20 protein-coding genes are annotated in these 21,906 nt (G+C 56.6%); 5 read left to right on the top strand and 15 right to left on the bottom strand.

Annotated elements, in window-relative coordinates; all coding sequences use genetic code 11:
* Positions 1-2 precede the first annotated feature (2 nt).
* Positions 3-1,232: an EAL and HDOD domain-containing protein gene (locus L362_RS18445; protein ID WP_023343770.1), complete on the bottom strand. Its 1,230-nt coding sequence runs from the start codon at positions 1,230-1,232 to the stop codon at positions 3-5.
* Between the two features lie 236 nt (positions 1,233-1,468).
* On the opposite strand from L362_RS18445, the gene L362_RS18450 reads away from it, so the two are divergent.
* The gene (locus tag L362_RS18450) at positions 1,469-3,400 is read left to right on the top strand and encodes a methyl-accepting chemotaxis protein (protein ID WP_023343769.1); all 1,932 of its coding nucleotides are present in this window, start codon (positions 1,469-1,471) and stop codon (positions 3,398-3,400) included.
* A gap of 45 nt (positions 3,401-3,445) precedes the next feature.
* Here the strand turns inward: L362_RS18450 and cobB are convergent, their stop codons facing one another.
* The 5 genes from cobB to lolC are packed head-to-tail and all read right to left on the bottom strand — an operon-like array spanning position 3,446 to position 8,384.
* Positions 3,446-4,267 carry a Sir2 family NAD+-dependent deacetylase gene (cobB, locus tag L362_RS18455; RefSeq protein WP_008500769.1) on the bottom strand — a complete coding sequence of 274 codons (822 nt, stop codon included), beginning with the start codon at positions 4,265-4,267 and terminating at the stop codon, positions 3,446-3,448.
* 14 nt (positions 4,268-4,281) lie between these two features.
* Entirely contained in the window at positions 4,282-5,193 is a 912-nt protein-coding gene (gene nagK / locus L362_RS18460) for an N-acetylglucosamine kinase (RefSeq protein WP_023343768.1), read from the bottom strand.
* A gap of 53 nt (positions 5,194-5,246) precedes the next feature.
* Positions 5,247-6,491: a lipoprotein-releasing ABC transporter permease subunit LolE gene (gene lolE, locus L362_RS18465; protein ID WP_008500771.1), complete on the bottom strand. Its 1,245-nt coding sequence runs from the start codon at positions 6,489-6,491 to the stop codon at positions 5,247-5,249.
* Positions 6,491-7,192 (bottom strand): lipoprotein-releasing ABC transporter ATP-binding protein LolD, encoded by a 702-nt coding sequence (gene lolD, locus L362_RS18470; RefSeq protein ID WP_008500772.1) that lies wholly within the window; start codon positions 7,190-7,192, stop codon positions 6,491-6,493. Before lolD ends, lolE begins: the two co-directional genes overlap by 1 nt.
* Positions 7,185-8,384 carry a lipoprotein-releasing ABC transporter permease subunit LolC gene (gene lolC, locus L362_RS18475; RefSeq protein WP_032637640.1) on the bottom strand — a complete coding sequence of 400 codons (1,200 nt, stop codon included), beginning with the start codon at positions 8,382-8,384 and terminating at the stop codon, positions 7,185-7,187. The genes lolD and lolC overlap by 8 nt, the downstream gene beginning before the upstream one ends.
* 256 nt (positions 8,385-8,640) lie before the next feature.
* On the opposite strand from lolC, the gene L362_RS18480 reads away from it, so the two are divergent.
* The 3 genes from L362_RS18480 (at position 8,641) to L362_RS18490 (ending at position 14,419) form a co-directional block, all read left to right on the top strand.
* Positions 8,641-9,714 (top strand): acyltransferase family protein, encoded by a 1,074-nt coding sequence (locus tag L362_RS18480; RefSeq protein WP_023343766.1) that lies wholly within the window; start codon positions 8,641-8,643, stop codon positions 9,712-9,714.
* A gap of 148 nt (positions 9,715-9,862) precedes the next feature.
* On the top strand, positions 9,863-13,309 hold the full coding sequence (gene mfd / locus L362_RS18485; RefSeq protein WP_023343765.1) for a transcription-repair coupling factor: 3,447 nt from the start codon (positions 9,863-9,865) through the stop codon (positions 13,307-13,309).
* Positions 13,310-13,450: 141 nt separating this feature from the next.
* The gene (locus L362_RS18490; RefSeq protein WP_155249597.1) at positions 13,451-14,419 is read left to right on the top strand and encodes a L,D-transpeptidase LdtC; all 969 of its coding nucleotides are present in this window, start codon (positions 13,451-13,453) and stop codon (positions 14,417-14,419) included.
* A 74-nt stretch (positions 14,420-14,493) separates the two neighbouring features.
* Here the strand turns inward: L362_RS18490 and bhsA are convergent, their stop codons facing one another.
* On the bottom strand, positions 14,494-14,751 hold the full coding sequence (gene bhsA, locus L362_RS18495; protein WP_008500777.1) for a multiple stress resistance protein BhsA: 258 nt from the start codon (positions 14,749-14,751) through the stop codon (positions 14,494-14,496).
* 244 nt (positions 14,752-14,995) lie between these two features.
* Here bhsA and comR point away from each other — a divergent pair, with 244 nt between their 5' ends.
* Positions 14,996-15,631 (top strand): TetR family copper-responsive transcriptional repressor ComR, encoded by a 636-nt coding sequence (gene comR, locus L362_RS18500; protein ID WP_008500778.1) that lies wholly within the window; start codon positions 14,996-14,998, stop codon positions 15,629-15,631.
* A 59-nt stretch (positions 15,632-15,690) separates the two neighbouring features.
* On the opposite strand, the gene L362_RS18505 is transcribed toward comR, so the two are convergent.
* The 8 genes from L362_RS18505 to hinT all read right to left on the bottom strand — a co-directional run bounded on the left by L362_RS18505 (position 15,691) and on the right by hinT (position 21,778).
* Positions 15,691-16,230, bottom strand: a complete 540-nt coding sequence (locus L362_RS18505) for a glycine zipper 2TM domain-containing protein (RefSeq protein ID WP_008500779.1) — start codon at positions 16,228-16,230, stop codon at positions 15,691-15,693.
* A 193-nt stretch (positions 16,231-16,423) separates the two neighbouring features.
* Positions 16,424-17,728 (bottom strand): NAD(P)/FAD-dependent oxidoreductase, encoded by a 1,305-nt coding sequence (locus L362_RS18510; protein WP_008500780.1) that lies wholly within the window; start codon positions 17,726-17,728, stop codon positions 16,424-16,426.
* A 237-nt stretch (positions 17,729-17,965) separates the two neighbouring features.
* Entirely contained in the window at positions 17,966-18,508 is a 543-nt protein-coding gene (gene ycfP, locus L362_RS18515; protein WP_008500781.1) for an alpha/beta hydrolase YcfP, read from the bottom strand.
* Between the two features lie 34 nt (positions 18,509-18,542).
* Positions 18,543-19,568, bottom strand: coding sequence for a beta-N-acetylhexosaminidase (gene nagZ, locus L362_RS18520; RefSeq protein WP_032637972.1), 1,026 nt, complete (start codon positions 19,566-19,568; stop codon positions 18,543-18,545).
* 23 nt (positions 19,569-19,591) lie between these two features.
* Positions 19,592-20,404, bottom strand: coding sequence for a thiamine kinase (gene thiK / locus L362_RS18525; protein WP_023343761.1), 813 nt, complete (start codon positions 20,402-20,404; stop codon positions 19,592-19,594).
* Complete coding sequence (gene lpoB / locus L362_RS18530) at positions 20,385-21,032, bottom strand: penicillin-binding protein activator LpoB (RefSeq protein ID WP_008500784.1); 648 nt, start codon at positions 21,030-21,032, stop codon at positions 20,385-20,387. Before lpoB ends, thiK begins: the two co-directional genes overlap by 20 nt.
* A 10-nt stretch (positions 21,033-21,042) precedes the next feature.
* Positions 21,043-21,417 carry a YcfL family putative periplasmic lipoprotein gene (locus L362_RS18535; protein ID WP_008500785.1) on the bottom strand — a complete coding sequence of 125 codons (375 nt, stop codon included), beginning with the start codon at positions 21,415-21,417 and terminating at the stop codon, positions 21,043-21,045.
* Position 21,418: 1 nt separating this feature from the next.
* A complete protein-coding gene (hinT, locus tag L362_RS18540) occupies positions 21,419-21,778 on the bottom strand; it encodes a purine nucleoside phosphoramidase (protein ID WP_008500786.1) in 360 nt (119 codons plus the stop codon).
* Between the last annotated feature and the right edge of the window lie 128 nt (positions 21,779-21,906).

Here is a 21,906-nt window from a genome sequence, read left to right as displayed (position 1 = left end):
GATTAACTGACCGTATTCTCTCCAGCCCAGAGCGTCGCCTTTCGCATCGCCTCAACCACCTCTTCATCTGACAGGCCCAGCGCCTGACGAACCCGGGTCGCCTCGTCCCACCGCTGCTGTTCATAGTAACGGCAGAGGTTAATCATGTCGGCTAACCGTCCCTCCTGGTGGCACAGCGCGTTGCTCACGCTCTGCGGCACCGCAATTTGCTTCATCAGCTCTGCCATCGGAAGCTCCAGGAGGGTATCGAGCAGAGAAAACAGGCCGCACATGAACGCATTTTCAGCCAGAGTAGGTTCGTTCATCGTCTCAGCCAGCAGTTCGCAGAATTTGCCGCGCATCATGCTCAGCGGGTAAAGCTCGCTGACGGTGTCATTGCCCGCACTGGCGAGGACCACGACGGCAACAAACCGTCGGAGCTGGTTTTCGCCAAGATACCTGAGCACCTCGCTCAGGGTTAACTTGCTGAAATTACAGGCGCCGACATGCTTAAACGCCGTATGCTTCATATAGCGCATGATTTTATAAGAGAGCGTGAGATCGGTTTTTATCAACGACTCGATGATTCGAAAATCAGGTTTATTGCGTCCAACCTCCATTTGCAGCCGAAAAATCGCCAGCTGATTTTGCGACAGCCGTTTATATTTAATGACCTCCGGACGGCAGAAAAAATAGCCCTGAAAAAGGGAAAACCCCTCGTCTCTGTATTGGTTGAATTCCTCTTTAGTCTCAATTTTTTCAGCAAGATATTTAATATGACCGGTCAGATGTTTACGTACTTTCAGATACGCTTTAATTTGCGCTAAGGTATAATTTCTGACGTCGAATTTCAGGATTGAAATATAGGGTAAAAAAACATCCCATTCTGGCGCAAGGGTGAAATCATCAAGCGCAAACTGATAACCGTGCGCATTCATCTCCATGACGGCCTGCAGCAGTTCAGCCCCCGGCACAGCATCTTCAAGGATTTCAATCACCACGCTCTCTTTATCAAGCGCTTCTCCACTGCGGTCAATAACCATCCTTGAAGGGAAATTAATAAACGACGTATGTGCCCCGGCAATGCGCTGGGACGGCACACATAAGAACTGATCTGATATCATCCTGGACGTGGCATATTCTGCCGACACATCCGGAAAACGATTTGTCATCCCGTCTCTGAAAAGCAGCTCATAGGCTACGGTATTCATTTCAGGGTTAAAAATGGGTTGTCGCGCGATAAATCCGTACATATCCCATCCTCCTCTACCACTTTATATTTATTAGCATCCTCTTTCTACACGACGATAACGAGTTTTATCGAGCACTATTTTGATTGAATGCACAAAATAAAAGCATCCACACTAATTAACGGGAATTAATCGTCTGGATTTAAATTAAATATATCCTTCGCTCTACAGAAAGGGGATGAAATATCCGATAAGTACTTTGTGCCTGCCCGACATGCACGACATTACGGGAGATGAGAATGAAAGACGCCATGGTCCGAAGACAAAAAATAAGAGTCAAGACGTTGATGCTATTGTCCATTTTCCTCACCGTGACGGTGGGCTTTACGGCAACGATCGGGTTTATGATGTGGCAATGGATGGCGCAGCAAGAGGTGCTGGCCAAAAACCATATCCGCCAGATAGCCGAGGTACACGCTTTACAGGTCAGCAAACAGCTGGATTCTGCCCTGACTGCCGCCCGGGATATGGGCAACAGCGCCCTCGCGCTACGCGAAGCGGGCATTTCCGACCGCCAGAGCCTGAACCAGCTGCTCGTCCACTTCCTCTCGGCTCACCCGTCGTTTCTCTCCATGTCGATGGCCTTTGAGCCCAACGCGTTTGACGATAAAGATGCCGTCTTTGCCGGTCAGAGCGGCGAAGATCCTGCCGGGCGCTACGCCCGCTACGTCGACCGCGATGCCACCGGCAAACCGACATTGCACCTGCTGACGGACATCGAAACGCCCGGCAGCGGTGATTACTATCTGTTGCCGAAACAGCGGCATAAAGATGTGATCATCGAACCCTATATTTACCCCTACAACGGCGTGGACGTGATGCTCACCTCAATTGCCGCCCCCATCATGCGTGACGGTCAGTTTCTGGGCTCAGTCACCTCTGACTTCTCGCTCGCCACGCTGCAGTCCATGATTGGCGCCATTAAACCGTGGAACGGCACAGGCTACGCCCTGCTCCTGTCTGCGGGCAATAACGTGGTGTCCAGCCCGGAAAAAGGTGCGGCAGGCAAGCCTTACGCGGGTCACATTGCAGGACATGACGTCACTCGGGTAAACGATCCGCTGCTGAAAGAAGAGGTATTTATCACCTGGCAGGCGATCGCCGTCGGTAATAGCCAGACGCCGTGGAAACTCGCCATCATCACCCCGGTCAGCGAAGTGATGGCCGAAGCGCGCGCATTTTTACTGAAGGCCATCGTCATGATGGTGTTAAGCATCGTTGCGGTTAGCCTGGTGATGGCCCAGATCTTTACCCGCAAGGTTGATCGTCCGGTGGGGGGAGAACCTTCCGAGGCCGCCGGGATCGCCCTGGCCGTCGCCCGCGGGGATCTGAACAACACCATCCCGGTGCGCTCCGGAGATACCCACAGCATTTTTTATGCCCTGCACACCATGCAGACGCAGCTCAAGCGCATCGTCGACAACATCAGCGAAGCCAGCCACTCCGTGCACGGCGGGACCAGCGAAATTTCGGCGGGCAACCTTGACCTCGCCTCGCGTACCGAGGAACAGGCGGCGGCGATTGTTGAAACCGCTGCCAGCATGGAAGAGATTTCGGTTACGGTGAAGAACAATGCCGATAACGCCCACAAGGCGACCACGCTGACCGATCGCGCCGCGAGTCTTGCGGGGCATGGCGAAACGCTGGTGAACGACGTGGTCGTGGTGATCGGCGAAATTGATGAGAGCGCGCGCAAGATCGGTGAGATAAACAGTATCGTCGATGGCATCGCCTTCCAGACCAATATTCTGGCGCTGAATGCGGCCGTTGAAGCGGCGCGCGCAGGTGAACAGGGACGCGGTTTCGCGGTAGTCGCAGGTGAAGTACGCAACCTTGCCCAGCGAAGCGCTAACGCGGCCAAAGAGATCTCTCAGCTGATTGCCGAGTCCTCAGGCCGCGTCAGCAAAGGCGTCGAGCTGGTCAATGAGACCGGCGTAATGATGAAACAGGTGATTGAGGCGGTGTCGCACGTGCATCTGGTCATCAACGACATTGTTCAGGCGCTGGACGAGCAGAATCGGGGGATTAGCCAGGTCAGTACCGCCGTCAACCAAATGGACAGCACCACCCAGCAGAATGCCTCTCTGGTTCAGCAGATCTCTGCGGCGGCGCTCTCGCTGGACGAGCAGGCTAAATCGCTGGAGAAGACGCTGGCCTTCTTTCATTCTTAAATAAAAAGGCACCCGTCCAGCGGGTGCCTTTTCACGCCATGAGCGTCACAGCCCTTTCAGCAGCTTGTCGACAAACTCCGGAACAACCGTGCTTGCCAGGCCGTAGTGTTTCTCTTCAAACTCGCTGCCCACCTGGCTTGGCTCAAGATTGAGTTCAACGGTATGCGCGCCGTGCAGTCGCGCTTCGTGGACAAACCCCGCCGCCGGATAAACATGGCCGGATGTGCCGATGGCGATAAACACGTCGGCCATCGCCAGCGCGCTGTAGATCTCATCCATTCCCAGCGGCATTTCGCCGAACCAGACCACGTGCGGACGCAGGCGAGACGGGAACTGGCAGCAGTGGCACTTATCCTCCGGCAGCACGTCCTCTTTCCAGTCCAGCACCTGACCGCTCCATGCGCAGCGAACTTTGAGCAGCTCGCCGTGCATATGGATGATGTTCCTGTTACCGGCTCGCTCATGCAGGTTGTCGATATTCTGCGTCACCAGCAGAAAACGATCGCCCAGCGCCTCTTCCAGCTTCGCCAGCGCCAGATGCGCCGCATTCGGCGCGACGTCAGGCTGCTGAAGCTGACGACGGCGGGCGTTGTAAAACGCCTGCACGAGATCCGGGTCGCGGGCAAAGCCTTCCGGCGTGGCGACATCCTCCACGCGGTGCTCTTCCCACAGCCCGTCCGCCGCGCGGAAGGTTCGAATACCTGACTCGGCGGAGATCCCCGCCCCGGTCAGCACCACCACTCTGGGTTTATCCATCGCTTCTGGCATCATTCTGTCTCTGAAAAAGATCCGCTGGCGCAAGCGCTCACGCAAGCGGCGTTTATTTTTGCGAAAACGGCTGAGTCGACCCTGGCGACGCGACAGCATAGAAACCTCGTAAACTAATCGGTGAGATGAAGGAATGCGGCTCCGCGCATGCCTCCTGCGTCCCCGTGTCGCGCGCGTTCAATACGCGGCACGCGGGCAACCGGCAATAAATGTCGGGGCAAACGCCCGGACAACCGTTCCGTAATCGCGGTAAAGTTTGAGAGCCCTCCCCCAATCACCAGCAGATCCGGGTCGACGATGGTGAGAATATTGCCCAGACACACCGCCAGCAGATCCAGATAGCGCTCGACGTGCTCACGCGCCTGCGCATCCCCTTGCTCCCACAGGGTAATGATTTGAGGGGCCTCAAGTTTCTGATGATAGAAGTGTTCGTAAAGCCATGCAAACCCGCGGCCTGACAGGTAGTTCTCAATACAGCCGTGCTGCCCGCAGCCGCAGCGGGTCAGCGGGAAATCACGGCCGACGACCTCCAGCGCATCCACCGGGAGGCGAATATGACCAAACTCGCCGGTGATGTAGCTGCGGCCGGTGATGGGCTTACCGTTGATGACGATTCCTCCGCCGACGCCGGTACCGAGGATCAGCCCCATCACCAGCGGATATTGACGGAACTCATCATCCCAGGCTTCGGAGAGCGCAAAGCAGTTGGCGTCGTTATCTAAACGCACGTCGCGTTCAAGGAGCGCGGAGAGATCGGCGCGCAGCGGTTTACCGCTGGCGGCAGGCACGTTGGCCGCGTACAGCGTACCCTCGTCGGTTTCCGGCATGCCCGGAATACCAATGCCGACGCTGCCTTTCACGCCAAAGCGTTCATCAGCCTGCGCCACCAGCTCGGCAATGGCGGTTAAAAATTCGTCGTAGCTGTCGCGCGGCGTGGGAACGCGGGTTTCCCACTGCAGTTTGAGGTCTTTATCAAACACGCCGAGCGCAATCTTGGTGCCGCCAATATCAAATCCATAATACATAACGCATTCCTCTTTCGATCTGGCGACCCGAAAGCCGCTAGATCGTGACGTAATTACTGGCCACTTAATACCCTCGCCGGATCAATTCGACTTGCGCGACGCGCCGGATACCAGCTTGCCAGCAGACTCAGTAAAAGTGCTGTAAGCAGCACATAAAAAACATCCAGCCAGTGCAGTTCTGACGGCAGGAAGTCAATAAAATAGATATCACCCGACAGGAACTGGTGACCAATAAGCTTTTCAATGCCGTTGATAATCGGCGTTAGCTGGAGGGAAACCACCACGCCAATCACCACGCCGCACAGGCTGCCGAACAGCCCCGCCAGCAAACCGTACCAGACGAAGATGGCGCGAATAAGACCGTCTTTTGCCCCAAGGGTACGCAGCACGGCGATGTCGCCGCTCTTGTCTTTGACCGCCATCACCAGCGTCGAGACGATATTAAAGCACGCGACACCGATCACCAGCACCATCGCCAGATACATAATGGCGCGGATCATCTGGATATCACGGTACATATAGCCGTAAGTGCCGATCCAGCTTTTGATGTAGACATAGTTATTGGTCACGCTGCCCGCGTCGCGCACCAGTTTGTTAGCGTTAAAGACGTCGTTCACCTTAATGGCAATGCCCGTCACGCTGTCGCCCATGTCGAGATACTGGCGTGCATCCTCCATCGGCACCATCGCAAAGCTGTGGTCAAGCTGACCGCTCAGCTGAAGAATACCGGTAACGTGCAGGCGCACGCGCTTTGGCTGCTGCAGTTTGTGATCGGCGCTGGCATTCGGGATCATGATTGACACCCAGTCGCCCTGCTTCACCTTCAGGGCATCAGCAACGCCTTTACCCATGATGATCTGCTGCTCGCCCGCCTTGAAGTTGGCCCACGCGCCGTTCTGCACGTAGTTCGGCAGCGCGCTGAGGCGCGCTTCCTGCGTCGGATTCACCCCTTTCACCTGGATAGCGCGCAGGTTTACACCGCTCTCCACCAGCCCGGTAAAGTTAATGTAGGGCGCAGCCGCGGCGATGCCGGGCACTTTTTCCACTTTGTTCAGGGCGTCGCTCCAGTTCGTCCACGGCTGGTTAACCGGTTCGATCTCCCCGTGCGGCACGACCGCCAGAATACGGTTATTCAGCTCGCGCTCGAAGCCGTTCATGGCGCTTAAGCCGACGATCAGCACCGCCACACCCAGCGCAATACCGATGGTCGAGATAACGGAGATCAGCGACACCATGCCGCCGCGACGGCGGCCGCGGCTAAAACGTAAACCGATGAGTAACGATAACGGTGACGCCATTACTCTGCTCCCATCAGGGTCAGTTCCGCGTTCAGATGGCCGTCGCGCATCTCAAGCTGGCGCCCCATGCGTTTTGCCAGCTGCAGATCGTGGGTCACCACCAGAAACGCGGTGCCCTGCGAGGCGTTCAGCTCGCCCAGAAGCTGGAAAATACTGTCCGCGTTGCGCGCGTCCAGGTTACCGGTAGGCTCATCCGCCAGCACCAGACGCGGGTTGTTGACCAGCGCACGGGCAATCGCCACGCGCTGACGCTCGCCGCCGGACAGCTCCGACGGACGGTGGTTTCCGCGATGGCCCAGCCCTACCGCTTTCAGCATGTCGCTGGCGCGGGCGTTAATCTCTGCCGGTTTCTTTTTGCCAATCAGCAGCGGCATCGCCACGTTTTCCAGCGCCGTGAAATCCGGCAGCAGGTGGTGGAACTGGTAGATAAAGCCCAGCTCGCGGTTACGCAGCTCGGCCTTCGCCGCTGAGGACATTTTGCTCATCGGCTGGCCGGAGAAAATCACGTCGCCGTTGGTTGGGGTATCCAGCCCGCCCAGCAGATGTAATAAGGTACTTTTACCGGAGCCGGAGCTGCCGACAATCGCCATCATCTCGCCTTCGCCCACGCTAAAGCTCACATTGTGCAGCACGTCGGTTTGCACAGTGCCTTCCTGATAGCGTTTGGACAGGTTGTCGCATTGCAACAGGATCTTATTCATAACGTAAAGCCTCAGCGGGTTGAGTGGCGGCAGCGCGCCAGGAAGGATAAAGCGTAGAAAGCAGCGCAATGGCCATCGCGGCCAGCGCGATACCGACCACCTGCAGCGGCTCGATGGCCACCGGCAGCGCCGCGCCGTCAAGCAGCGCGCCGATGATCGGCATTAAATTGTTGAGCTGGCTGGCAAGCAGCGCACCCAGCACCGCCCCGAGCAGCGCGCCGATGATACCGGCGCTGGCCCCCTGCACCATAAACACGGCCATGATCTGCCGCGGCGTCAGCCCCTGGGTTTGCAGGATAGCGACCTCGCCCTGCTTCTCCATCACCATCAGCCCCAGCGAGGTGATGATGTTAAAAGCAGCCACGGCGACGATCAGGCTCAGCAGCAGCCCCATCATGTTTTTCTCCATCCGCACGGCCTGGAACAGCTCGCCTTTACGCTCGCGCCAGTCCTGCCATTTGGTGCCGTCCGGCAGTTTTTGCTGGCTGAGGGTATCGACCTTCAGAGGCGCGTCGAGCCACAGGCGCCAGCCGGTGATATTGCCGGCCGGGTAGCGCATCAGGCGTGACGCGTCCTGAATGTTAACCAGCATCTGGTAACCATCGACTTCACTGTTGGCGGCAAAGGTCCCAACCACGGTAAACAGGCGTTGGCTTGGCAGGCGCCCCATCGGCGTAAACTGGCTGGCTGAAGGCACCATCACGCGGAGCTGGTCGCCGCGGTTGACGCCAAGCTGACCGGCAAGCTGCTCACCCAGAATCACGTTGTATTTTCCGGCTTCCAGGTCAGTCTGCTTCACGTTTACGAGATACGGCGTCAGCGGGTCTTTTTGCGCCGGGTCAATACCCAGCATCACGCCGACCGCCACGCTGCGGGCGCTTTGCAGCACCACGTCGCCGGTGGTCAGTGGCGCAACGCGCGTGACGCCCTGTAACTTCGCCGCGCTTTCCGGCAGCTGCTGTGGGTTAACCGAACCGTGAGTGGATGAGAGTACGGCCTGCGGCATCAGCCCCAGGATGTTGTTTTGCAGCTCGCGCTCGAAGCCATTCATGACGGAAAGCACCGTCACCAGTGCCATCACGCCAAGCGTAATGCCAATAGTCGAAAGCCAGGAGACAAAGCGACCGAAGCGGTCCGCGGCGCGCCCACGCATGTAGCGTAAGCCTATGAAGAGTGCGACAGGTTGATACATGAAGTCCGTCTGTTTGCTGATAGCAGACCCACGAGTATATAAGCGAATCCGTTAAGCGTAAATGACTGAAACCGTAAGCTTTGGTAATCATTTTTCCAAAAAATTCAGATAAATCAGGGTACTAATATCTGAAACCGCCCCTCGCAACCTCCACCTTTTCCGAAAAACCTCCTGATACAGACTGTTACCCATTACAGCCCGGTTTCGTTTAACAACAATTGCTCGTTCGTCTATGGCAATAAGGTAGTTGCGAACAATGAAGCAAAAAGCATTATGGATTAACCAGATAAAAGGGCTGTGTATATGCCTGGTGGTTATCTACCATTCAGTTATCACGTTTTATCCGCACCTGATCGGGCTGCAACACCCGCTCTCTGGCCTTCTCGCCAAATGCTGGATCTATTTTAATCTCTATCTCGCCCCCTTCCGTATGCCGGTCTTTTTCTTTATCTCCGGCTATCTGATCCGTCGTTATATTGACGAGGTGGACTGGCGAACCAGCCTCGACAAGCGAATCTGGAGCATTGTCTGGGTTCTGGCGCTGTGGGGGATTCTGCAATGGCAGGCGCTGACCCACCTGAACGCCTGGCTGGCGCCCGATCGCGAGGTTGCCACCTCGTCGAACGCGGCCTACGCCGATTCGCTCCAGGGATTTGTGCAAGGGATGCTCACCGCCAGCACCAGCCTGTGGTATCTGTATGCCCTGGTGGTCTACTTCACGTTGTGTAAACTGCTGAGCCGCTGGAAGCTGCCGATGCTGGGACTGCTGGCGCTGGCAAGCATCGCGATCAACTTCCTGCCGCTGCCGTGGTGGGGAATGAACAGCGTGGTACGCAACATGATCTACTACAGCCTCGGGGCGTGGTATGGCGCTGAGCTGATGGCATGGATGAAAAATCTAAACCTGCGCCGCACCTGGCTGGCAACGGGCGCTTTCGCCGCCGTCTCCGTGGTGCTGTGGTTTGCTAACGTTCCGCTGCTGCTCTCCTTGCTGTCGATTGTGCTGATCATGAAGCTGTTCTACAGCGTTGAGCAGCGCTATGCCGTTCACCCTGACAACCTGCTGAACGTGATTGGCTCCAATACCATTGCGATTTATACCACCCACCGCATCCTCATTGAGGCCTTTAGCCTGTTCCTGATTGGCGAGATGAATGCCGCTTACTGGCCGGTCTGGGCTGAACTCACCTTAATTCTGGTCTACCCGTTTGCCAGCCTGCTTATCTGTACCCTGGCCGGGCTGGGGGTGCGTAAACTCTCCACCGCGCTGTTCGGGGACATTTTCTTTTCTCCGCCTTCGACGCTTACGCTCTCGCCGACCACCCGTTAATGCCCTCTCCGCCCCCTTTCGGGGGCGTATAACCCCGCCGTGCGGTTACGATTTGCTTATGTAAAACGATCGAGGATAATAAAGACATTGCGTATCAGTGATATGCCCCAATACTGTTGGTATATCCATAAGAGACTCTGACATAGCCATGCCTGAACACTATCGTTATTCCTTGCCTGTCAAAGCGGGCGACCAGCGCCAGCTGGGTGAACTCACGGGCGCAGCGTGCGCCACGCTGGTGGCGGAAATTGCTGAGCGTCATCCTGGCCCGGTGATCCTGGTTGCCCCGGATATGCAAAACGCCCTGCGCCTGCACGATGAAATTCGCCAGTTCACCGATAATCTGGTGTTCAGCCTGGCCGACTGGGAAACGCTGCCCTATGACAGCTTCTCCCCGCACCAGGAGATCATCTCCTCACGCCTGTCGACGCTCTATCAACTCCCGACCATGCAGCGCGGCGTGCTGATTGTGCCGGTAAACACCCTGATGCAGCGCGTCTGCCCGCACAGCTACCTGCATGGCCATGCGCTGGTAATGAAAAAAGGCCAGCGCCTGTCCCGTGATGCCCTGCGGGCACAGCTTGACGGTGCCGGGTATCGCCACGTGGATCAGGTGATGGAGCACGGGGAATATGCGACCCGCGGCGCGCTGCTCGACCTTTACCCGATGGGCAGCGACCAGCCGTATCGTCTGGACTTTTTCGATGATGAAATCGACAGCCTGCGCGTCTTCGACGCCGATACGCAGCGCACGCTGGAGGAAGTGGAGTCCATCAATTTACTGCCCGCACATGAGTTCCCGACGGACAAAACCGCTATCGAACTGTTCCGCAGCCAGTGGCGCGATAAGTTCGAGGTGAAGCGCGACGCGGAACATATTTATCAACAGGTCAGCAAAGGCACGCTGCCTGCCGGGATCGAATACTGGCAGCCGCTGTTCTTCAGCGAGCCGCTCCCTGCCCTGTTCAGCTACTTCCCGGCGAATACCCTGATTGTTAACACCGGGGATATCGACGCCAGCGCCAGCCGCTTTGAAAGCGAAACCCGCGCTCGCTTCGAAAACCGGGGCGTTGACCCGATGCGTCCGCTCCTGCCGCCGGAAGCGCTGTGGCTGCGTACCGACGAGCTCAACGCCGAGCTGAAGCGCTGGCCGCGGATGCAGCTGAAAACCGATTCGCTTGCCGATAAGGCCGCTAACACCAACCTCGCCTTCCGGACGCTGCCGGACCTGGCCGTCCAGGCGCAGCAGAAATCCCCGCTGGATAATCTGCGCAAGTTCCTGGAGTCCTTTACCGGCCCGGTGGTGTTCTCCGTTGAGAGTGAAGGCCGTCGCGAAGCGTTAGGTGAGCTGCTGGGACGCATTAAGGTGGCGCCGAAGCGCATCCTGCGCCTGAGCGAGGCGACCGGAAACGGCCGTTACCTGATGATTGGCGCCGCCGAGCATGGGTTCATCGACACGCTCAACAACCTGGCGCTGATTTGCGAAAGCGACCTGCTGGGCGAGCGCGTCGCGCGCCGTCGTCAGGACAGCCGTCGAACCATCAACCCGGACACGCTGATCCGCAACCTGGCCGAGCTGCATCCGGGCCAGCCGATTGTGCACCTGGAGCATGGCGTTGGGCGCTATCAGGGCATGACCACGCTCGAGGCGGGCGGCATTAAAGGTGAATACCTGATGCTGACCTACGCGAACGACGCCAAACTGTATGTCCCGGTGTCGTCCCTGCATCTGATCAGCCGCTACGCGGGCGGTGCCGAAGAGAACGCGCCGCTGCACAAGCTGGGCGGCGACGCCTGGGCGCGCGCGCGCCAGAAGGCCGCGGAAAAAGTGCGTGACGTGGCCGCCGAGCTGCTGGATATCTACGCCCAGCGCGCGGCCAAAGAGGGCTTCGCCTTTAAGCATGATAAGGAACAGTATCAGCTGTTCTGCGACAGCTTCCCGTTTGAGACCACGCCGGATCAGGCTCAGGCTATTAACGCCGTGCTGAGCGACATGTGCCAGCCGCTGGCGATGGACCGTTTAGTGTGCGGCGACGTCGGCTTCGGTAAAACCGAAGTGGCGATGCGCGCCGCCTTCCTTGCGGTGGAAAACAACAAGCAGGTGGCGGTGCTGGTGCCAACCACCCTGCTCGCTCAGCAGCATTTCGACAACTTCCGCGACCGCTTCGCCAACTGGCCGGTACGCATCGAGATGCTGTCACGTTTTCGCAGCACCAAAGAGCAGACGCAGATCCTGGAGCAGGCAAGCGAAGGCAAAATTGACATTCTGATCGGTACCCACAAGCTGCTGCAAAGCGACGTGAAGTGGAAAGATTTGGGGCTGCTGATCGTCGACGAAGAGCACCGCTTCGGGGTGCGTCATAAGGAACGTATCAAAGCGATGCGCGCCGACGTCGATATCCTGACCCTGACCGCGACGCCGATCCCGAGAACCCTGAACATGGCGATGAGCGGCATGCGCGATCTGTCGATTATTGCCACGCCGCCGGCGCGCCGTCTGGCGGTAAAAACCTTCGTCCGCGAATACGATAATCTTGTGGTGCGTGAGGCCATTCTGCGTGAAGTGCTGCGCGGGGGTCAGGTCTATTACCTGTACAACGACGTGGAAAACATCCAGAAAGCGGCCGACAGGCTGGCGGAGCTGGTGCCGGAAGCGCGCATTGCTATCGGTCACGGGCAGATGCGCGAGCGCGAGCTGGAACGGGTGATGAACGACTTCCACCATCAGCGCTTTAACGTGCTGGTGTGTACCACCATCATCGAAACCGGGATCGACATTCCGACGGCGAACACCATCATCATTGAACGTGCGGATCACTTTGGCCTGGCGCAGCTTCACCAGCTGCGTGGCCGCGTCGGGCGTTCGCACCATCAGGCCTACGCCTGGCTGCTGACGCCGCATCCAAAAGCGATGACCACCGACGCGCAAAAGCGTCTGGAAGCCATCGCCTCGCTGGAAGACCTCGGCGCAGGCTTCGCGCTGGCCACGCACGATCTCGAGATCCGCGGTGCCGGCGAGCTGCTGGGTGAGGACCAGAGCGGCTCGATGGAAACCATCGGCTTCTCGCTCTATATGGAACTGCTGGAAAATGCGGTTGATGCCCTGAAGGCCGGGCGCGAGCCGTCGCTGGAAGATCTCACCAGCCAGCAAACCGAGGTCGAGCTGCGTATGCCTTCCCTGCTGCCGGACGATTTCATTCCGGATGTAAATACCCGCCTGTCGTTCTACAAGCGCATCGCCAGTGCGAAGACGGAAAACGAGCTGGAAGAGATTAAGGTTGAGCTGATCGACCGCTTTGGTCTGCTGCCCGATGCGGCGCGAAATCTGCTGGATATCGCGCGCCTGCGCCAGCAGGCGCAGAAGCTGGGCATTCGCAAGCTTGAAGGCAACGAAAAAGGCGGCGTGATTGAGTTCGCGGAGAAGAACCACGTCAACCCAATGTGGCTCATCGGTCTGCTGCAAAAACAGCCGCAGCATTTCCGTCTGGATGGCCCAACGCGTCTGAAATTTACCCAGGAGCTGACGGAGCGCAAAACCCGCATGGACTGGGTGCGTAACTTTATGCGCCAGCTGGAAGAGAACGCGATCGCCTGACCTCCCTTTCCCCGTTAGCCCAGCGCTAACGGGGGACAATTTACAAACTCTTTGCACTTCACCCGATCTTCCCGACACACCCATTCGCCATAATTATCGTTAACGCCTTATAAAACAATAACCTTATCATTTACATGGACTATGGTAATGATCTCTTCGCGTATGACTCGCTGGTTAACCCTGTTTGCGCTGGCAGCCACCGTTGCGGTTGCGCTTCCCGCTCGCGCAAATACCTGGCCCCTTCCTCCGCCCGGCAGCAAGGTGGTGGGGGAAAACCGCTTTCATGTGGTTGAAAATAATGGCGGTTCGCTGGAAGCCATTGCCAAAAAATATAACGTTGGTTTTCTGGCCCTGCTGCAGGCGAACCCTGGCGTCGACCCCTACGTCCCGCGCGCGGGCAGCGTATTGACTATCCCGTTACAGACTATCCTGCCGGACGCTCCGCGTGAGGGGATCGTCATAAATCTGGCGGAGCTGCGTCTGTACTATTACCCGCCGGGTAAAAACGAGGTGACCGTCTACCCGATTGGTATTGGTCAGCTGGGCGGCGACACCCTGACGCCGACGATGGTCACCACCGTCTCGGATAAACGCGCGAATCCAACCTGGACACCAACGGCCAATATTCGTGCACGGTATAAAGCTCAGGGCATCGATCTTCCAGCCGTGGTGCCAGCAGGCCCGGATAACCCGATGGGTCACCACGCGATCCGTCTGGCGGCCTACGGCGGCGTTTACCTGCTGCACGGAACGAATGCGGACTTTGGCATCGGCATGCGCGTTAGCTCCGGCTGTATTCGTCTGCGCGATGACGATATCAAAACGCTGTTTAACGTCGTTACGCCGGGTACCAAAGTCAATATCATCAATACGCCGATCAAGGTTTCTGAGGAGCCGGGCGGCGTGCGGCTGGTTGAAATTCATCAGCCGCTATCGAAAAACATTGGCGATGACCCGCAGACGCTGCCCATTAACCTGAATGCCGCGATGGTAAGCTTTAAAACGAATGCGAATACCAACAGCGAGGTGATGGAGCGCGCAATGGAGGCCCGCTCAGGCATGCCGACCGACGTCACCCGGCATCACGATGTCATCCAGCAACCGATGTAAATCATAAATAAAAAACGCCCTGCTAAGCAGGGCGTTTTTTATTGCAGTGGCATAAATGAGGGTTTATGCCCGGCTTATTTGTAGATGACGGCGGTGCCGTGCAGGGTGTTAGGACCAGTCACAGAGGTGATGCGGTAAGATTTTGCACCCATCTCTTGCGCTTTTTGCGCCAGCTGATCTTCCAGTGAACCCAGGTTAGTCCCGGCAGAGGCAGAGATCGTCCCGACTTTATGCTGATCGACCGGGGTGGACTGTACCTGTACAGCAGCAAAGCTTGCGAAAGAGAGTGAACTCAGGACAGCAGCAGCGATGAGGGTTTTTACGTTTTTCATGATGTTTACCTTTAGCAGATGAATTTGGAGGTCGTTAGCCATTTAGTTAACGATCGATAGGTAAATCATAAATGTGATCCATCTCACACGTCAACATAATTTTATAATGGTCGTTAACTTAATTTTAAAGTCGTTATTTTTCATACTCATATGATTAATTTATTTTTAAGCATTCAGCGCTGGTGGTGACTTGCGTTTATTTTTATAATGGTCATTCAACAAACCAACAGAGGACCAACGGCACATGACAACCGACGTCACGAGTTGTGCAAAGAAAAGCCGTGGCCGACCAAAAGTGTTTGACAGGGATGCAGCGCTTGATAAGGCCATGACTCTCTTCTGGCAACATGGGTATGAAGCAACCTCGCTTTCCGATCTGGTAGAAGCCACCGGTGCCAAAGCGCCGACGCTCTATGCCGAATTTACCAATAAAGAGGGGCTGTTCAGGGCAGTGCTGGACAGATACATTTCGCGCTTTGCGGCGAAACACGAAGCCCAGCTGTTTTGTGAAGAGAAAAGCGTCGAACAGGCGCTTCGGGATTACTTCACCGCCGTCGCGACCTGCTTCACCAGTAAGGACACGCCTGCGGGCTGCTTTATGATTAACACCTCTGCCACCCTGGCGGCGTCCTCGAAAGAGATTGCCAATACGGTGAAATCGCGTCATGCCATGCAGGAGGAGACGCTGAGCGCCTTTCTGGCTCAGCGGCAGCAGCGCGGTGAAATCCCTGCACAGTGCAACCCTCAGCTGCTGGCGCAATACCTGAGCTGTATTTTGCAGGGGATGTCGATCAGCGCCCGTGAAGGGGCAACGCTGGAAAAACTGCAGAATATTAGCGACACCACGCTGCGGCTGTGGCCTGAGCTACTCAAAATCTGAAGCAAAAAAAAGCTCCTCAGCCTGAGCGCATGAGGAGCTAAATTCAGAGAACATCTTTTTTACACTTTGTTATTCAGAACCAGCTGGCCATTTCCATCGAGCGGAATTTGCGTGCCCGGGTCTTTATCCATGCGGATTTTGCCCTGCTGATCGCCAATTTTGTACGTCACGTCATAACCCAGCATTTTTTCCGACTTGTCATAGACGGTTTTGCAGCGTTGCTGAGTCGTGGTGTAGGTATCATTATCCTGCATCGCGCCCTGCACCTGGTTACCGGCATAGCCGCCACCCAGCGCGCCGACCACGGTCGCCACATCTTTACCCCGGCCACCGCCAAACTGGTGACCAATCACGCCACCCGCTACCGCACCCAGAACAGAACCGGCGATACGGTTTTCATCCTGCACCGGACGGCGATGCGTCACGGAGACATTGCGGCACTCCTGACGAGGCGTTTTTACCGTTTCTTTAATCGGTGTAGCAGAAACCACCTGCGCATACTGCGGGCCGCGGTCTAATACGTTGAGACTGGCAACGGCAGCCACACCTAACGCAGCCGCGACGCCAATCCCTATACCCGCCAACATTGATTTATTCACGGGACTTCCTCCTTTGTTGCTATTGGTAACAATTTTGCAATGGAGGCACGGCTTCGCCAATCAGATAAAGGATCAAAAAAGGGGCATAGCGAGGAGATATATTCTATTTAGGAGAACTCTTAAGCAGTCAAACTGTGATCTACAGCATGAAATGCTAAAAACTCCCTCCGGAGAGCCCGGAGGGAGTGAAAGATTAGTGCAGCTTCAGACGCGGACGGATCACGCGGTTGATTCTGCCCACCAGCATCATCAGCCCGGTTTTGAAGTAGCCGTGCAGCGCAATCTGGTGCATACGGTACAGGGAGATGTACACGAAGCGGGCAATGCGCCCTTCTACCATCATCGAGCCGCGCATCAGGTTGCCCATCAGGCTGCCGACGGTTGAGAAGTTTGACAGAGACACCAGAGAACCGTGGTCTTTGTAAACATAGGCCTTCATTGGCTTGCCTTTGTACTGCGCCAGAATGTTGTGCAGGACCAGGCTTGCCATCTGGTGTGCAGCCTGGGCGCGCGGCGGCACGAATCCACCTTCAGGACGGGCGCAGGAGGCACAGTCACCGATAGCAAAGATTTCAGGGTCACGCGTGGTTTGCAGCGTTGGCTCCGTGACCAGCTGATTAATGCGGTTGGTTTCCAGGCCGCCGATATCTTTCATAAAGTCAGGCGCTTTGATACCTGCCGCCCAGACCATCAGATCCGCTTTGATATACTCGCCGTCTTTGGTGTGCAGGCCGCCTTCGTCGGCGCTGGTCACCATGGTCTGCGTCAGCACCCGCACGCCCAGCTTGGTGAGTTCATTGTGCGCCGCACCGGAAATACGCGGAGGCAGCGCAGGCAGAATGCGTTCACCGGCTTCGACCAGCGTGACGTTCAGCGCTTCGTTCGTTAACCCTTTGTAACCGTAGCTGTGCAGCTGCTTCACCGCATTGTGCAGCTCAGCGGACAGCTCAACGCCCGTCGCACCGCCGCCGACAATGGCGATATTGACCTTACCGTTCGCACCCATATTGCTGGTGTACTTCAGGAACAGGTTCAGCATTTCCTGATGGAAACGACGCGCCTGGTGCGGGTTATCGAGGAAGATACAGTGCTCTTTCACGCCCGGCGTGTTGAAGTCGTTGGAGGTACTGCCCAGCGCCATGACCAGGGTGTCGTACGGCAGCTTGCGCTCAGGAACCAACAGCTCCCCTTTTTCATCACGCAGTTCTGCCAGAGTGATGGTTTTGCTTTCACGGTTGATGTCCACCACCGAGCCCAGCTGGAACTGGAAATGATGGTTGCGCGCATGCGCCAGATAGCTGAGCGCGTCCACGCCCTCGTCCAGAGAACCGGTCGCTACTTCGTGCAGCAGCGGTTTCCACAGGTGGCTGTGGTTACGATCCACCAGCGTGATTTTGGCTTTTTTACCGCGCCCCAGCTTCTTACCCAACTGTGTCGCCAGCTCCAGCCCGCCAGCACCACCGCCTACAATCACTATCTTTTTCAATGGCGTAGTCAACGTGACCCCCTCAAATTATTAACCAATTGTTAATTAAAAGTTATAAAAATAACCCTTAATTAACAACAGGTTACAGCACTGAAACCATTCAGGTGCATTGAGAATACCACGTCAGGCGCATTGGTCATACCAAAATTGATATGCATCAAGTTTTGATGGCTTAAAAGTAGACAATTCTGGACAAAAAGAAACCCGGTGCGCGTTCGCGACCGGGTTTCTGAAGTCGCAGGCTGTGGTTTAGCCCAGCGTTTTAAAGGCTTTGATGCGCTGCAGATGCGGGGAGATGTTCTTGAACTTGTGGGTCTGTTCTTCGTCCCAGACAATTTCATAGTAATGATGCAGGAGTTCTGCCGCCCGGTGGCTGTTGAGCGCCTCATCGTTACGCGACAGGATCACCAGGCAGCGGTCACGGTTTTTCTCCCGAAAATTGCTGACGCACTTGGTCGCAATATCGACATACTCTTCCGGGCGGTCAATCTTGCCTTCCATGTTCTCGTTCGGGAAAAGGTTGGGATTGAATACGACCTGACGGATGTCACACAGGAAGCCAATCCGCTCTGCCCAGTAGCCGCCCAGCCCCACGCCGCAAATCAATGGCCGATCGTCGACGTTGAGCTGCAACATCTTGTCCACCTCTTTGAGCAGGTGCTGCATATCATGCTTCGGATGGCGCGTGCTGTAGCTGATCAACCGGACATCCGGATCGATAAACTGCAGCTGCAGCACCTTCTCATGATTACCAGGGCTGTTTGAGTCAAAACCGTGTAAATAGATGATCATCGTCTTCTCACCACGCTACGCCTTCCGGGAGGGTTTACAGGCTGGCTTTATGTGCCTGCCAGCGCTCATTCAGGTCTTCAAGCCGGGCGTTGACCGTCTTCCAGCGCGCCGAATCCATCAGCTCCTGACGGCTAAATGAACCTTTATGATACAATTGTGTAACACGCTCTGCATTGATCGGCGACAGGTTATCCAGCACGCTAACGGCACCTTTACGATTATTGCAGACCAGGATCATATCGCAACCTGCATCCAGCGACGCCTGACCGCGTTCAGCGTAGCTGCCCATAATCGCCGCCCCTTCCATTGATAGATCGTCAGAGAAAATCACGCCATTGAAGCCCAGCTCCTGACGCAGAACGGTTTTCAGCCAGTGCGGAGAGCCGCTGGCAGGACGCGGATCAACGTCGCTGTAAATCACGTGCGCAGGCATGATGGCATCCAGCTTGTTGTCGGTGATAAGCGACCTGAACACCGACATATCTTTGGCGCGAATTTCTGCTTCCGGACGCGGATCGCGCGGGGTCTCTTTATGCGAGTCCGCCGTCACCGCCCCGTGGCCAGGGAAGTGTTTCCCGGTGGTTTTCATCCCGGCATCGTGCATGCCGTCAATGAAGCGGGTCGCCATGGCCAGCGCAATGCGCGGATCGTCATGGTACGAGCGCTCGCCAATGGCGGCGCTGATATACCCCACGTCCAGCACCGGGGCAAAACTGATGTCGATATCCATGGCAATCATTTCGCTGGCCATCAGCCAGCCGGCCTCCTGCGCCAGTGTCCCGCCCTCTTCCGTGCCGAGCAGCGCGGCAAAAGACTGGGCCGCCGGCAGGCGGGTAAACCCTTCGCGAAAACGCTGCACCCGGCCGCCTTCCTGATCGACGGCGACCACCAGATGATTGCGCGACGCGGCGCGGATCTGACGCACCAGCTCGCGCAGCTGCGCCGGATCGTGATAGTTGCGGGTAAACAGGATCAGGCCCCCCACCAGCGGATGCGCCAGAATTTCACGCTCCTCCGCATCCAGTTCAAACCCTTCTACATCCAACATGACTGGACCCACATCCACCTCTCTTATCCTTTCGTTTATAACTGACGCCAGGCATCGTCTGCCAGCGCAATAAAAAGTTTGTCTCTTGACTGCTGATAGCGCATTTCAAACCAGCCAGCCATTAACATGACGACCCATGGCCGCCAGCGTTTGACCTGACGCCTGAGCGCGTCGGCGTCAATGTGCGCCACCTCGGCGTAGTTCCTGATAAGCGTCTGCCGCGCGTCGTCACTCTCCGTCCAGACTGCCGCCAGCTCCAGCGCCACATCGCCATCTCCGGCGTATTCCCAGTCGATGAGCCTGATGCCCTCTGCCGTATGCACAATATTTCCGGCATGAACATCCATGTGCAGCGGCGATAGCCGAATCGGCTGCGGCTCGCCTGCTTTACGCAACCACTTGAGATGTGCCAGCCACACTGGAGTGCGTCTGTCAGGCGCGGCCTGCTGCCAGTAGCGTTCAAGCAGCGGGTATAACATGATTCGCCATCCCAGACGTGGCTGCCGGTGCAGATGATACAGCATTGCCACGAGCGTCGGCGTGTCCGGCAGCGCGCTTTTCACGTCACCGTCCAGATAGTCGACGGCCATCCAGCTCTCTCTGAAAAAACGGGGGGCAGGCACGAGATCTGACGGAAGACGCCTCAGGGCGCGAAACTGACGACGGAAATGGGAGGCAGGCGCATAGGGGTCGTGATGTTGCCGCAAGACCAGGCGTCGTTCCCCCTGCGCTATAATGCAACTCGCGCCGCCAAGCCCGGAGTGGGCCTGCGGCGCGATAAGGCGGTACTGAGGAAAATAGCGCGTCAGAATCTCTTCACGCGTGCTGTCATTGTTGCGTAACCGCACCTTTACCTGACCAGATAATTTCGCCTGTCTGAACCAGCATCAGCTGCATCTGCAGGGCCGGTGTATTCACGTTACCGGTAGCGTTAGAGTACAGCACATACTGTGCGCCAACGTTACGGGCAATGCCGATCGCCTTGCTACGTGTGCCGAGGCTGTCCTGTGGCGACAGGCCAAGCTGCTGTTTGGCTACCGCGAGCTGCTGGGCGGAGACCAGCGTAAACTTACCGTTGTTTGCCAGCGCATTGCGCAGGGTTTCTGTCGCTTCGCCCGCGTTCAGCGAACCGTTGGTACGGTTGTTTACGCTATCAACCAGCAACACGCTACCTGCCGTCACGCCCTGTGCCTGCAGCATTTTGCCGACCATGGGCTGCATTGCGCCGTTCCAGTCGTAATGGCGCACGCGCGGCGTGGGCTGTGACGTCTGGTCTGGATGCTCAATCGGGCCAGGCTGTGACGGAATAGACGGCACAGACGGCACGGTTGGCTGCGGCTGCGTTGGCTGTGTCGGCTGTTCAGTGCCCGGTTTCGCCTCTTCCACAGGCGCTGGCTGTTCAGTTCGGGTCACACACCCCGCCAGGAACAGCGCGAAAGCTGTCACGAGCGCATAGCGGCTCAAGTTTTTAATCAAGGTTCACCCCTTAGAGATAAAGATAAAGTCTCACCTTATGCGCACCCAGATAGTTGGCGCTGCCATAGAGCGTTACCGACGATCTGGCCGGAATGGTGACGCTGCGCGGCGCCTCCAGCGGATGCATTTCAAGACCTCTTACGTCATACCAGAAAAAACGGTAGTGGACCGTCACGGGTTCATGTCTTTCATTAAAGAGCGTAGAGGAGGCAGAGGAATTGATTTCACTGATGGTCAGCACGGGTTGTTGCGCCGTGATGCCCGCGGCAAGCACGGAGGATTCCATCACCAGCGTCTGTTCATCGTTCACGGGGATCGCCGGGCGCGAGCTGCACCCCACAATCATCATCGTCAATACCAGCGCTGCAATACGCCCTTTACGCATATCAAAGACCTTTATGTGCCAGCATCGGCCCCAGAGGACGTCCACCCAGCAGATGCATGTGAATATGATAAACTTCCTGGCCACCATGACGGTTGCAGTTCATGATCAGACGGTAACCGTCTTCTGCAATGCCTTCCTGTTCAGCGATTTTCGCGGCCACCGTCAGCATACGACCTAACGCCACTTCATGCTCGGTTTTTACGTCGTTTACGGTCGGAATCAGAATATTGGGAATGATAAGGACGTGCGTCGGGGCCTGAGGGGAAATATCCCGGAAAGCCGTTACCAGTTCATCCTGATAGACGATATCCGACGGGATTTCGCGACGGATAATTTTACTGAAAATCGTTTCTTCAGCCATGACCTTTTCCTTTTTTGTTTAATCTGGCGCGAGCAATTGCTGTTAACACACGCTCTGGTTGAGTGCGTGACACAATTCAAGAGTATGAGCGAGTTTCTCCTGTCCTTTCAACCTCCTCCCTCGATTTC

The sequence above is a fragment of the Enterobacter sp. MGH 16 genome, from assembly GCF_000493175.1.
Lineage (GTDB): Bacteria > Pseudomonadota > Gammaproteobacteria > Enterobacterales > Enterobacteriaceae > Enterobacter > Enterobacter roggenkampii.
The sequence above is the reverse complement of the archived record's forward strand: the minus strand, read 5'-3'. Positions and strand labels throughout refer to the sequence as shown.